The sequence below is a fragment of the Burkholderia sp. IO2 genome (assembly GCF_029522185.1).
Taxonomy (GTDB): domain Bacteria; phylum Pseudomonadota; class Gammaproteobacteria; order Burkholderiales; family Burkholderiaceae; genus Burkholderia; species Burkholderia cenocepacia.
Map to the genome: position 1 here is coordinate 233581 of NZ_JAKWFH010000001.1, position 12590 is coordinate 246170.

Consider the following 12590-nt stretch of genomic DNA (forward strand, 5'->3'; position numbering starts at 1 on the left):
CCGCTGCCGCTCGTCACGTCAGCTTCAAAACCGCTGCTGAATCCCCGCCGTGACCCCGACCTGCGTGGTGCCATACCCGGCGAAATCGCGCGACACGCCGACCTTCTGGTCGTGTTTCGCGATCGCGAACGCGCCGGCCGCATACAGCACCGTCCGCTTCGACAGCGCGTAGTTCGCGCGCACCGACACCAGCGTCGGGTCGGCGTCCGTGCCGCCCTTGATGTTCTGGTGATAGACGGCCGCGATCAGCGAGAACGTCGGCGTGAACTGGTACGACCCGCCGAGCCAATACATGTCGCTCAACTGGTTCGCGGCCGTGGTGTGGAACGTGCGCCGATAGTTGCGATAGCCGGCCATCGTTTTCAGGTTGCCGAAGTCGTAGCTCAGGCCCGCGTGGATGCCCTGGATGTAGTTGACGGTATCGGCCGGCGTGACGCTGTCGGCCGCGCCGTTTTGCCGGTCGAACGTGACGACGGCCGCGAACGGCCCCGTCTCGTAGCCGACCGCGAAATCGTACTTCGAGCTGGTCTTCATGCTGCCCGGCACGTTGCCGAAACCGTACAGCGCGCCGAACTTGAAGCCGCTGAATTCGCCGTCGTAGCGCACCGCGTTCGACGAGCGCGTGAACAGGCCGTCCTTGCGGCCGCCGGTCGCCATCGACGAGGTCGCCCACGAGTAGTTCTGCGCGTAACCCATCGGGTCGAACGGCAGCATGTAGTCGTAAGTGACGGTGAAGTTGCGGCCGAGCGACAGTTCGCCCCATTTGCCTTTCAGGCCGACCGTCGCGCGGCGCGCGAAGATCGAGTCCGGGCCGTCGTCGGACGCGCCGTTCGCGAGGTCGATCCCGCTTTCGAGGCGGAACACGGCCTTCAGCCCGCCGCCTAGATCCTCGACGCCGCGCAGGCCCCAGCGCGACGTGTTCTTGTTGCCCGACTTGAGCTTGACCGAATTGCCGCCTTGCGGCGCCGCATGGTTCGTGAATTCGATGCCGGCGTCCATGATCCCGTACATCGTGACCGACGACTGCGCGTGCGCGGCGCCTGCCGCGAGGCCGGCCACGGCGGCCGACCCGGTCAGGACGGCGGCGTGAAGGGAACGGTGTGCGCATGACTTCATTGGCGGTGTCTCCTTGGTTCTTGTGGGTTGGGTGAAACGGATACGGCGCGCGACCGCCCGCGGCGGACGCCGGGAAGCGTCCGCCGGACGGAAGGCCGTTGCGTGGCGCGAGGCGCGCGACATGCGCGGCGGCAGGCGAGCCGCCGCGCCCGGGTCAGCCCGCTTTCGCGAACGCCCAGCAGTCGTTGGTCGGGAATTCGATCCAGTGCTTGCCGGCCGCGCGCGGCACATGGCCGAACGCACGCAGGCGCATCTCGCCGCAATGGAACAGGTATTCCCAGCGGTCGCCGAGATACATCGACGTGACGAGGTCGGCCTGCAGCCGGTTCGCGCCCGGGCCGTCGGCGACCTGCACGCGTTCGAGGCGGATCACGGCCTGGGCGTCCTGGCCGGGTGCCAGCGTGTCACGGGCAAGCGCCTGCAGTTGCCAGCCGTCGCCGGCGAGCGTCACGCATTCGCCGTCGATCGCGGCGACGCGCGCGTCGATCCGGTTGTTGCTGCCCATGAATTCGGCGGTGTACAGCGAGCGCGGCGCGCCGTACAGCTCGGCCGGCGTGCCTTCCTGCTCGATGCGGCCGTTGCGCAACAGCAGGATGCGGTCGGACATCGCCATCGCTTCGGTCTGGTCGTGCGTCACGCAAAGGGCCGACAGCCCGAGCGACACGATCAGCTCGCGCAGCCACGCACGTGCCTCCTCGCGCAGCTTCGCGTCGAGGTTCGACAGCGGCTCGTCGAGCAGGATCACGGGCGGGTTGTAGACGAGCGCGCGGGCGATCGCGACACGCTGCTGCTGGCCGCCCGACAGTTGATGCGGAAAGCGTTCCGCGAGATGGCCGAGGCCGAGCTGGTCGAGCGCGGTCTGCACGCGGCGCTTCTGTTCGGCCGGTGCGACGCGGCGCAGCTTGAGCCCGTAGCCGACGTTGTCGGCGACGGTGCGGTGCGGCCACAGCGCGTACGACTGGAACACGAGGCCGAGCGAGCGCTGTTCGACCGGCAGGTCGATGCGCTGTGCGCCGTCGAAGAACACGCGGTCGTCGAGCTGGATGCGGCCGTCGGACGGCTGTTCGAGGCCGGCTACCGCGCGCAGCAGCGTAGTCTTGCCGCTGCCCGACGCGCCGAGCAGGCACACGACTTCGCCGGCTTTCAGTTCGAACGACACGCCCTTGAGGATCGGGTTGGCGCCGTAGCTGAGATGCAGGTCGTCGACGATGAGCTTATCCATGAAGTTTCACTCCGAAGCGCAGGGCCACGCCGAGACCGGCGCCGACCATCGCGATGTTGATGACAGAGAGCGCGGCGACCTGGTCGACGGCGCCGGTCGCCCACAGCGACACGAGCAGCGCGCCGATCACTTCGGTGCCGGGCGACAGCAGGTAGACGGCCGTCGAGTATTCGCGCTCGAAGATCATGAAGATCAGGAGCCACGCGGCGAGCAGGCCGAAGCGCACGAGCGGCAGCGTCACGTCGAGCGATACGCGGCTGCGGGTCGCGCCGACGCTGCGGCCGGCTTCCTCGAGCTCGGGGCCGACCTGCAGCAGCGCGCTCTGGATGAGCCGCATCCCGTACGCGAGCCACACGACCGTGTACGCGATCCAGATGCTCCACATCGAGTTCTTCAGCTCGCGCAGGCCGGGCACGAACAGGAAGATCCACAGGAACGCGAGACCGGCGAGGAGACCCGGCACCGCGCGCGGCAGCAGCACGAGGTAGTCGAGCAGCTTGGTCGCCCAGTCGGGGCGGCGGTGGCCGGCGAACGCGACGAGCGAGTAGAAGCCGATCGCGAGCGCGCCGCCGATCACGCCGATGCCGAGCGTGTTGACGATCGCGCGCACCAGGTTGTCCTGCTCGAACAGTTCGATGAAGTTCGACAGCGTCAGCACGTCGGCGAGCGGCACGCCTTCGCCCCAGTTGGTCACGAACGCGCGCAGCACGATGCCCGAGATCGGCACGATCACGGTCAGCATCAGCCACAGCGCGACGATCGCGAGCGCGACCCAGCGCCACACGCCGAGCGGCAGCACCGTCGCGCGGCCGGCCTTGCCCTTCACGGTGACGAAGCGGTTCGCGGTCTTCAGCAGGCGGCGCTGCAGCAGCACGAGCGGGAACGTGATCGCGACGATGCACACCGCGACCGCGGCCATCAGGTGATACGACGGCACGCCGAGCTTGTTGGTCAGCTTGTACAGGTAGGTCGCGAGCACGAGGTGGCCTTCCGGATCGCCGAGCACAAGCGGCAGCCCGAACACCTCGAAGCCGAGGAAGAACACCAGCACGCCGGCGAACAGCAGCGCGGGCATCGTCATCGGCAGGCTCACGTCGAGCGCGACGCGGAACGGGCGGGCGCCCGTCACGCGGGCGGCTTCCTCGACGTCCGAGCCGAGGTTGCGCAGCGCGGCCGACGAATACAGGTACACGTGCGGCACGTGCGTGAGGCCGACGATCACCGTGATCGCGAAGATCGAATACACGTTCCAGGGCACGTTCTGCACCCCGAACAGTTCCTTGAACCACACCGAGTAGAAGCCGACCGGGCCGGCCGCGACCACGTAGCCGAACGCGAGCACCATCGGCGACACGAACACCGGCGTGAGCAGCAGCGGTTCGAGCCAGCGGCGGCCGGGCAGGTCGGTGCGCACCATCAGGAACGCGAGGATGCCGCCGAGCGGGATCGAGATGAACAGCATCCCGCCGGCGATGATGAACGAGTTCTTCACGGCCGACCAGAAGTCGGGATCGCTGAAGATGAAGCGGAAGCCTTCGATGCCGAGCGTCTTGTTCGCGTCGAAGAACGGCGCGGACAGCAGGCTCTGGAACAGGATGAAGCCGAGCGGCAGCGCGACCGCGACGGTCAGGACCGCGACGACGATCCAGCGCAGCATGCCGGCGAGCGGCTGCAGGCTGCTGACCGGCAGCGCGGGAATCGCGTCGCGCGGGCCGGTGGCGGGCGGAACGGCCGGTGCCGTGCCGCGGGTGCTGGTTGAAAGCATGAGTTCGCCCCTGCGGCCATCCGGATGGCCGCCTCAAGGAAGTCGGTAAGGGGAAGGGGCCGTCCGCGCGACGTGCGGCGGGCGGCCCGAGGTCAGCGGCTCAGCGCATCAGCGCTTGATCGCCTGCTGCCATTGCTTCAGGAACGCGAGGCGTTTCGACTGGTCGAGATAGACGAGCAGACCGGTGCCGATCTGGATCGGCTTCAGCGAATCGCCGAGCTCCTTCGTGAGGCTCGCGGCCGACGTTTCGCCGCTCACGTCCGTGCGGATCGCGTACAGGTTCGCCTGGTTCGCGATCAGCGTCTGGCCGCGTTTCGACAGCAGGTAGTCGACCCACAGCTTCGCGGCGTTCGGGTTCTTCGCCTTCTTCGATACCGTGGCGAGGCGGCTCACGACCTGCGTGTAGTCCTTCGGAAACACGTAGCCGATCGACTTGTCCTTCTTCGCCTTCGCGTACGCATACGACCCGATGATGTTGTAGCCGATCAGGTTCTCGCCCGACGAGATGCGCTCCATCATCGCGCCCGTGCTCGACTGCAGCTTCGGGCCGGTCGCGCCGATCGCCTTCACGAGTTCCCACGTGACCTTCTCGTTCACGTGCGCGTCCTGCGTCAGGTAGTTGAAGCCGACGCCCGATTTCTCGATGTCGTAGGTCGTGACCTTGCCCTTGAACTTGTCGGCCTGCGTGGTGAGCAGCTTGATCAGGTCGGCGCGGGTCTTCGGCACCTCGTTCTCGGGGATCAGGCGCTTGTTGTAGACGATCGCCAGCGGTTCGAACGTCGTGCCGTACGCCTGCTTCTGGTACTGCGCCCATTGCGGCACGTTCGGGCTTTCGGGCGAATCGTAGGACGCCATCAGGCCGTCGTTGACGAGCTTGACCTGCAGGTCCATCGCCGAGCTCCACAGCACGTCGGCGCTGGTGCTGCTCGCCGCGTTCTCGCTGATGTAGCGGTTGTACAGCTCGGTGCTGTTCATGTCGTTGTACTCGACTTTCACGCCGTACAGGCTTTCGAAGTCCTTGATCAGCGGACGCACGAGGCCCGTGTCGGTGGTCGAGTAGACGATCAGCTTGCCTTCCTTCTTCGCGGCGTCGATCACGCCCTGGTAGTTCCCCGGGTAGCCGGCCGGAACCTGCGCGACGGCGCTGCCGGCGGCAGTGCCCAGAACGACCGCGAGCGCGGCGGCGAGTTGCTTCGGTGCAAACGGCATGTCTTCCTCCAGTGATGCGTGGGTTTTGTTCGAGTGACGCGGATGTTAATTGCGGGGCACTTTCAGCCTGCTTTCATTCCGGTGCGCAATCGCGCCGTCCGTGTCATGGATTTCCCGAGGTCGACGCGGCCGCCGCCGCGGGTTGCGCGGCGTGCGGCGGGGCGAGAAGGGGGAGGACGCGGCGCGTGGTCGCGCGCTATGCGGAGGCGGCCAGCAACTGGCCGAGGACGCGGCCGCCATGCCGCGCGTGCGCGGCCGTCAGCGCGGCATAGCCGACGACGACGCCCGCTTCGCACCGGGCGCTTCGACAGAAGCCGCGGATCGGCTGCAGCGCGATGCCGGCCGCGCGGGCTTGCGCGACCCAGCCCGCGTCGTCGAGGCCGGGCGGCAGCCACAGCACGAAATGAAAGCCCGCGTGCTCGCCGGTCACCGTGTACCGGCCGCCGGCATGTTTGGCCAACTGGTCGAGCACGATGTCGCGCCGCTGGCGGTACGCGTGGCGGGCGGCGCGCAGGTGCTTCGCGAAATCGCCGTGGCCGATGAAGCGGGCCAGCGCCAGCTGGGGCGCGACGCCGACCGAGCGCGCGGTCGCGTGCCAGACGGCGGACAGCGCCGGCCGCAGTGCCGCCGGCACCACCATGAAGCCGATGCGCAGCCCGGAAAACAGCGTCTTGTTGAACGACCCGCAATAGATCACGCGGTCGCACGCGTCGAGCGATTTCAGCGCGGGCAGCGGGGCGGTCTGGTAGCTGAATTCGCCGTCGTAGTCGTCCTCGATGATCCACGTGCGGTGGCGCTGCGCCCAGTCGAGCAGTTCGAGCCGGCGCGAGACCGACATCGTGACGCCGAGCGGCGCCTGATGGGCGGGTGTCACGTACGCGGCGCGCGCATCGGGATGGCGCTCCAGCGACGCGGTGTCGATTCCTTCCCGGTCGACCGGCACGTCGATCACGGTCGCGCCCGCGAACGTGAAGATCTGCCACGCCGACGCATAGCCGGGGTCCTCCATCAGCACCGTCGAGCCGGGCGCGAGCAGCGTGCGTGCGACGAGGTCGATCGCGTGGCGGATCCCGGTCGTGATGACGATGTCGGCGGCCCCGCACGGGATGCCGCGGTATTCCCGCAGGTACGCGGCGATTCCCGCGCGCAGGCCCTCGACGCCTTGCGCCGGCGTCGCGCCGAGATCGTCCGCCGTCGCGGCGAGCAGGCTGGCGCCGAGCGCCTTCTTCCATTGCTGCATCGGCAGCAGGCCGGGATCGGCGAGCCGCGCGACGAACGGGACGCCGGGGCGCACGCCGTGCTCGGGCTCGGCCGGGGCGGCCGGCGCCGGCGAAGCCGGGATGGGGCGCGGGGCGCCGCCGCGCGACTGAGCCGTCGCGCGCAGATAGCTGTCCGGCACGACCGCGCACACGCGCGTGCCGGACCCTTGCGTACGGGCGATGTAACCCTCGGCGCACAGGATGTCGTACGCCGCTTCGACGGTGCCGCGCGCGACATCCCAGCGCGCGGCCAGCGTCCGGCTCGACGGCAGCGGGCTGTCGCCCGGCAGCAGGCGTTTCAGGATCGCGTCGCGAATCGTGTCGGCGATGCATTCCTGCTTCGACTGCGGGCTGCCGCCCGACAGCCCGGCAGGGCGCGGCAGGTCCAGCGGAATCGCGGCTTTGCCTCGCGGCATAGTGGTCCAGTCAATGGGCGATTTAATGGTCCTTCAGCTTATATCACTTTCGCCTTAGATTGCTGTCGACCCCACTCATCCGACCCACACGGACCTACCGCATGAAGACGCGCTCACTACCCCGCCGGGGCTGGCTGTTCCTGTTGATGCTCGTCGTGTGCCTGCCGCGCGTCACGATCGATGCGTACCTGCCGTCGCTGCCCGCGATGGCGGATGCGCTGCACGGCACCGACGCGCAGTTGCAACTCACGCTGACCCTCTACATGGTCGGCTATGCGCTGTCGATGCTGGTGTCGGGGCCGCTGTCCGACCGCTACGGCCGACGCCCGGTGCTGCTCGGCGGCCTGTGCCTGTACGTCGTCGCGAGCGTCGCGTGCGCATGGTCGACCAGCATCCCGGCGCTGATCGCCGCGCGCGTGTGCCAGGCGCTGGGCGGCTGCAGCGGCACGGTGATCGGCCGCGTGATCGTGCGCGAGCGCTTTCCGGCCGCGACGCAGGCCACGATGCTCGGGCATATTTCGGCCGGCATGGCGCTGTCGCCGGTGGTCGCGCCGCTGGCCGGCAGCGCGATTGCCGAGTGGCTCGGCTGGCGCGGCGTGTTCGGCTGGCTGGCGGCGGGCGGGCTGGTCGCGACCGCGATGGTGCTGCGCTACCTGCCTGAAACCCGTGAACGCGACGCGCGGCCGCCCGCCGGCGCCGGGCTGCTGCGGACCTACGCCGGCCTGCTGCGCGACCGGCGTTTCCTGCGCTATTCATTCGCGATCAGCTTTGCCTACGGCACCTACTATCCGTTCATCGCGGAATCGTCGACGCTGTTCCAGCGGCACATCGGGGTGTCCGGGCCGGTCTATGCAGCGATCTTCGGCGTGACCGTGCTCGGCTACCTGATCGGCTCGAATGCGTTCGCGCGGACCAGCGTGCGCTGGTCCGCCGATTCGGTCATCGCGGCGGCGGCGGTCGTCAATCTGGCCGGCGCCGCCGCGCTGTGGGTCGGCGGCGCGATCGCCCCGACGTCGGTGACGGCGCTCGTCGTGCCGATGTTCGTCGTGATGATCGCGGTCGGGGTCGCGATTCCGGCCTGCCAGTTCGCGGTGATGCAGCCGTACACGCAGATCGCCGGCACCGCGTCGGGGCTGTTCTTCTTTATCCAGATGGCGATCACGGCCGCGTGCGGCGGCGTGCTGGCGTGGCTGTCGGACGGTACCGCGCACCCGATGATCGTCGTCACGGCCGGCGCGAGCATCGCGTTCGTCGCGGTGGTGGCCGGTTTTCGCGAGCGCGGCGTGGCCGGCGAGGCGCGCATCGCGGCGCGCAACCGTGCGGCGGCCGAACGCTGAGGCGCGGTGGCCGGCATCGCGCGCGGCGGGTTCGCGACACCCGCGCAACCCGTGTTTCCGCGAGGCGTGGAGACGGAAAGGATCATGTAATGTAGCGGGCTGTTCGCTGACCTTACCGGAATCCCCATGCGTGTGCTGCTCGTCGAAGACAACCCGAACCTGGCCCAGTCGCTGAACGACGCGCTGAGCGCCGCGCGCTTCGCGGTCGATCACATGGCCGACGGCGAGGCGGCGGACCACGTGCTGCGCACGCAGGACTACGCGCTGGTGATCCTCGATCTCGGGTTGCCGAAGCTCGACGGGCTGGAGGTGCTGCGGCGATTGCGTGCGCGCCGCAATCCGGTGCCGGTGCTGATCCTCACCGCGCACGGGTCGGTCGAGGACCGCGTGAAGGGGCTCGATCTCGGCGCCGACGACTACCTCGCGAAGCCGTTCGAGCTGACCGAACTGGAGGCGCGCGCCCGCGCGCTGATCCGGCGCAGCCTCGGTCACGAGCATTCGCGCGTCGAATGCGGGCCGCTTTCGTACGACAGTATCGACCGCAGCTTCCATCTCGCGGGCGAGCCGCTGTCGCTCACGCCGCGCGAGCGCTCGGTGCTCGAGGTGCTGATCCTGCGCAACGGTCGCGCGATCAACAAGGACACGCTGTCGGAGAAGATCTTCGGGCTCGACGAATCGGTCAACGCGGACGCGATCGAGATCTACGTGTACCGGTTGCGCAAGAAGCTGGAGAACACGGGCGTCGCGATCGTCACGCTGCGCGGCCTGGGCTATCTGCTCGAAGCGAAGGCGGAGACGGCTGAATGAGCGGCCCCCGCGCTCACGGTCATTCGCTGCCTCCCGAGGGAGCGCATGCGTTCCTCGGGGCGGCGCGGCGGCAGGCATGATGACCCGCCCGAACCTGCGCGCGCAGGTCGCGCTGTGGCTGCTGCTGCCGCTGCTCGGCCTGCTCGCGCTCGACTCGTGGCTCACGTACCAGCGTGCGATGAGCGCCGCGCACGTCGCGTTCGACCGCACGCTGTCGTCGTCGCTGAAGTCGATCCGCGAAGGCGTGCGGCTCAACGACGGCGAGGTCGAGGTCGACCTGCCGTATCTCGCGCTCGAAATGCTCGAATCGAGCGACGGCGGCAAGATCTACTACCTGATCCGCGAGGACAACGGCCACACGATCACCGGCTATCCGGACCTGCCGCTGCCGCAGGGGCGCGACGCGGGCGACGGCGCGCCGTTCGTCACGCGCTACTACGACGTCGTGTATCGCGGCGAGCAATTGCGGATGGCCGCGCTGCGCATTCCGGTGCACGACGTGCCGACCGCGCAGTCGCGCATCGTCTGGGTGATGGTCGGCGAGACGATCGAGGCGCGCCAGGCGCTCGCGCGCGAGATCCTGATCGGGTCGCTGCTGCAGGAAGGGCTGCTCGTCGTGCTGGCGCTCGGGATCGTGTGGCTCGGCGTCGGCCGCGGGCTGCGGCCGCTGAACCGGCTGTCGGCCACCGTCGCCGCGCGCAGCGAGGACGACACGACGCCGCTCGACACCGGCGCGATGCCGAGCGAGCTCGCGCCGCTCGTCGATTCGATCAACCAGTACATCGGCCGCACGCAGCGGATGCAGGTGGCGCGGCGGCGTTTCTTCGCCGATGCGGCCCATCAGTTGAAGACGCCGCTCGCGGCCGTGCAGGCGGGCGTCGAGCTCGCGTTGCGGCCCGACGAGCAGCCGCGCGCGAACGTGCACCTGCGGCGCGCGAACGGCGCGGTGCGGCAGGCCGCGAAGATCGTCCAGCAATTGCTGTCGCTGTCGCGGCTCGATTCGGACAGCGGCCATGCGGTCGCGCACAAGCCGGTCGCGCTGCACCGGCTCGCGCGCAGCGTGACGCTCGACTGGTCGCCCGTCGCGCGCGCACGCGACATCGATCTCGGCTTCGAGCACGAGGCCGACGTCGACGTGCTCGGGCAGTCCGACTTGCTCGGCGAAATGGTCGGCAACCTGATCGACAACGCGATCCGTTATGCGGGCGACCGTGCGGTGATCACGGTGCGCGTCTCGCGCGACGGCGCGGACGCGCGGCTCGACGTGATCGACAACGGGCCGGGCATTCCGGCCGACGAACGCGACGCGGTGTTCGAGCGCTTCCATCGCGGCAGCAAGACGCAGACGGTCGAAGGAACGGGGCTCGGGTTGTCGATCGTGCGGGAAATCGCGCGTGTGCATCAGGGCAGCGTGACGCTGGCCGATGCGGCCGGCGGCGGGCTGATCGTGACGATCCGGCTGCCGGCGGCGGTGAGTGATGCGATGCCGCGCGCCGCGTGAAGGGAACGGATGGTGCTATCCGGCTCAATCGCCGAAGCCGATCTCCGCTTCGACCGGCTGCCCGACTTCGAGCCACGCACCCGCACCTTCGACGACGATCGCATTGATGCCGAACGTCAGCGCACCGTCGTAGTTCGGATTCGCGCGATAGGTCTGCATCGTGTCGGTCGGCTCGTGCGGCCATGCGGGATCGGGCGCGCCGGTCGCCTGGTCGATCGTCGGCATCGGGCAGCGCGTGCACAGCTTCACGAGTCGCAGCCGCACCGGCGTGTCGCCGTCGACGTCGAGATGCTCGACGAAATCCTCTTCGTACGCGTCGAGATCCGACACGACGATGTTCGGCCGGAAGCGGTTCATCGGGATCGCCGGCGCGCCTTTCGCGGCAAGCCGCGCGTTCAGGTCGTCGAGCGACGACTGGCCGATCACCAAAAGCGGATAGCCGTCCGCGAACTGCGTATGCGTATCGATCTCGCCGGTCCATTTGCGATTGCAGCCGCGGCGTGCATCGGGGCCGAAGCGCGCGAGCTTCGTCGGCACGCCGAGGAATTCGGTGAGCCACGCGGCCGTTTCGGCGCCCGTGTCGATCGCGTCGACGGTGTCGCGCCACACGGTCGCCGCCATCTTCGGCGTGGCGGGCGTCGCGTCGCCGTCGAGCGGCGTGCGCAGTGCCGGCATGCCCGGCGCGTTCAGCACGAGCGCATCGTTGTCGAGCGTCGGACGGATCAGCGCGAGACGCGGATGCGTGCGCTGCGTGAGCATCTGCCCGTGCGGATCGGTGATCAGCCAGTGGCGGTCGTAGGCGAGGCCCGTTTCAAGCAGTTGCGCGCGCGTGAGCGCGATGCCGGCACAGGATTTGATCGGGTAGACGAAGAGTTCGGTGATGGCTGGCATGACGCTGGCTGACGGCGGGATGATCGAATCGCGATTGTGCCAGATCGGGCCGAAGCCGTTTGGGCGGCTGCGTACCGCCTACCGCCAGGCATCCGTCAGCCGAGCGGGAAGCCGGTGTCGAAGGTCGTGCGCACGTCGAGCGGCTGGCGCAGCAGCCCGGCCTTCAGGTAGAAGTCGGCCGTGCGCTGCTGTTCGGCAATCACCGTCGCGTCGATCGGCAGCCAGCGCGTGCCGCGGCGCTCGAATTGCAGCTTCGCGGCGGCCGGCGGAATGCCGATGATGCGCGCGAGCGCCGCCGAATACGCGTCGGCGTGCCGGTACGACCAAGCCTGCGCGCGCACGACGCGTCGCAGGAAATCGTGCAGCACGTCGCGCTTCGAGGCGATCGCCGCGTCGGTCGCCGCGAGATAGCTGAGGCCCGACCACAGTCCGCGGCCGTTGACCAGCACGCGCGCGCGGCCGCTCGTTTCGGCGAGCGCGGTGTAGGGCTCCCAGGTCGCCCACGCGTCGATCGAACCGGTGGCGAGCGCCAGCATCGTGTCGGCCGGCGGCAGGAAGCGGAACGACACGGCATCGGGCGGCAGGCCGGCCGCATCGAGCGCCTTCAGCGTGACGAAATGGCCGATCGAGCCGCGCGTGGTGCCGATGCGCTTGCCCTTCAGGTCGGCCGCGCCTTTCAGCGCGGCGTCGGGTTGCACGAGCACGGCCGTGCCGTACGGATCGGAACGGTTCGCGCCGATCACCTTGATGCGGGCGCCCGATGCGAGCGCGAAGATCACCGGCGCGTCGCCGATCGGCCCGCAGTCGACCGCGGCTGCGTTCAGCGCTTCCGCGAGCGGCGCGGCGGCCGGAAATTCGGTCCACGCGATGTCGTACGCGAGGCCGTTCAGTTCGCCGGCCGCTTCGAGCAGCGCGCGCAGCCCGCCTTTCTGGTCGCCGGCGCGCAGCAGCGGCCGTGTACCGGATTGCGCGCACAGCGCAGTCGGGGCGGCGGCGATCGTGGCAAGGGCGCTCGCCTGCGCGAGGAAGTGGCGTCGGGTCGGATTCATCGTGAAGTTCGGTTGAAG

Annotated in this window: 10 protein-coding genes; 3 read left to right on the forward strand and 7 right to left on the reverse strand. The window is 69.0% G+C overall.

Going from position 1 to position 12590, the window contains the following annotated elements:
* Nucleotides 1–24 precede the first annotated feature (24 nt).
* The 5 genes from MMB92_RS00965 to MMB92_RS00985 form a co-directional block, all read right to left on the reverse strand.
* Nucleotides 25–1116 (reverse strand): porin, encoded by a 1092-nt coding sequence (locus MMB92_RS00965; RefSeq protein WP_212093024.1) that lies wholly within the window; start codon nucleotides 1114–1116, stop codon nucleotides 25–27.
* Between the two features lie 154 nt (nucleotides 1117–1270).
* Nucleotides 1271–2338 carry an ABC transporter ATP-binding protein gene (locus MMB92_RS00970; protein WP_006494964.1) on the reverse strand — a complete coding sequence of 356 codons (1068 nt, stop codon included), beginning with the start codon at nucleotides 2336–2338 and terminating at the stop codon, nucleotides 1271–1273.
* A complete protein-coding gene (locus MMB92_RS00975; protein ID WP_006490713.1) occupies nucleotides 2331–4103 on the reverse strand; it encodes an iron ABC transporter permease in 1773 nt (590 codons plus the stop codon). Before MMB92_RS00975 ends, MMB92_RS00970 begins: the two co-directional genes overlap by 8 nt.
* A 108-nt stretch (nucleotides 4104–4211) precedes the next feature.
* Complete coding sequence (locus MMB92_RS00980) at nucleotides 4212–5312, reverse strand: ABC transporter substrate-binding protein (protein ID WP_006490712.1); 1101 nt, start codon at nucleotides 5310–5312, stop codon at nucleotides 4212–4214.
* Between the two features lie 196 nt (nucleotides 5313–5508).
* The gene (locus MMB92_RS00985) at nucleotides 5509–6987 is read right to left on the reverse strand and encodes a PLP-dependent aminotransferase family protein (RefSeq protein WP_012493301.1); all 1479 of its coding nucleotides are present in this window, start codon (nucleotides 6985–6987) and stop codon (nucleotides 5509–5511) included.
* A gap of 101 nt (nucleotides 6988–7088) precedes the next feature.
* Between MMB92_RS00985 and MMB92_RS00990 the strand changes: the two genes are divergently transcribed.
* The 3 genes from MMB92_RS00990 (at nucleotide 7089) to MMB92_RS01000 (ending at nucleotide 10632) form a co-directional block, all read left to right on the forward strand.
* A complete protein-coding gene (locus MMB92_RS00990; RefSeq protein WP_277562460.1) occupies nucleotides 7089–8324 on the forward strand; it encodes a multidrug effflux MFS transporter in 1236 nt (411 codons plus the stop codon).
* A 126-nt stretch (nucleotides 8325–8450) separates the two neighbouring features.
* Entirely contained in the window at nucleotides 8451–9131 is a 681-nt protein-coding gene (locus tag MMB92_RS00995; protein ID WP_006484260.1) for a response regulator, read from the forward strand.
* 79 nt (nucleotides 9132–9210) lie between these two features.
* Nucleotides 9211–10632: a sensor histidine kinase gene (locus MMB92_RS01000; protein ID WP_034203352.1), complete on the forward strand. Its 1422-nt coding sequence runs from the start codon at nucleotides 9211–9213 to the stop codon at nucleotides 10630–10632.
* 24 nt (nucleotides 10633–10656) lie between these two features.
* Here MMB92_RS01000 and MMB92_RS01005 read toward each other — a convergent pair whose 3' ends face one another.
* Nucleotides 10657–11523 (reverse strand): MOSC N-terminal beta barrel domain-containing protein, encoded by an 867-nt coding sequence (locus MMB92_RS01005; RefSeq protein WP_277562461.1) that lies wholly within the window; start codon nucleotides 11521–11523, stop codon nucleotides 10657–10659.
* 95 nt (nucleotides 11524–11618) lie between these two features.
* Entirely contained in the window at nucleotides 11619–12572 is a 954-nt protein-coding gene (locus MMB92_RS01010) for an ABC transporter substrate-binding protein (protein ID WP_111441369.1), read from the reverse strand.
* Between the last annotated feature and the right edge of the window lie 18 nt (nucleotides 12573–12590).

Bases quoted from the DNA above. Each gene is read 5' to 3' on its own strand.
- MMB92_RS00965 (WP_212093024.1), bottom strand. From the start codon at position 1,116: ATGAAGTCATGCGCACACCGTTCCCTTCACGCCGCCGTCCTGACCGGG.
- MMB92_RS01000 (WP_034203352.1), top strand. From the start codon at position 9,211: ATGACCCGCCCGAACCTGCGCGCGCAGGTCGCGCTGTGGCTGCTGCTG.
- MMB92_RS00995 (WP_006484260.1), top strand. From the start codon at position 8,451: ATGCGTGTGCTGCTCGTCGAAGACAACCCGAACCTGGCCCAGTCGCTG.
- MMB92_RS00990 (WP_277562460.1), top strand. From the start codon at position 7,089: ATGAAGACGCGCTCACTACCCCGCCGGGGCTGGCTGTTCCTGTTGATG.
- MMB92_RS01005 (WP_277562461.1), bottom strand. From the start codon at position 11,523: ATGCCAGCCATCACCGAACTCTTCGTCTACCCGATCAAATCCTGTGCC.
- MMB92_RS00985 (WP_012493301.1), bottom strand. From the start codon at position 6,987: ATGCCGCGAGGCAAAGCCGCGATTCCGCTGGACCTGCCGCGCCCTGCC.
- MMB92_RS00970 (WP_006494964.1), bottom strand. From the start codon at position 2,338: ATGGATAAGCTCATCGTCGACGACCTGCATCTCAGCTACGGCGCCAAC.
- MMB92_RS00980 (WP_006490712.1), bottom strand. From the start codon at position 5,312: ATGCCGTTTGCACCGAAGCAACTCGCCGCCGCGCTCGCGGTCGTTCTG.
- MMB92_RS00975 (WP_006490713.1), bottom strand. From the start codon at position 4,103: ATGCTTTCAACCAGCACCCGCGGCACGGCACCGGCCGTTCCGCCCGCC.
- MMB92_RS01010 (WP_111441369.1), bottom strand. From the start codon at position 12,572: ATGAATCCGACCCGACGCCACTTCCTCGCGCAGGCGAGCGCCCTTGCC.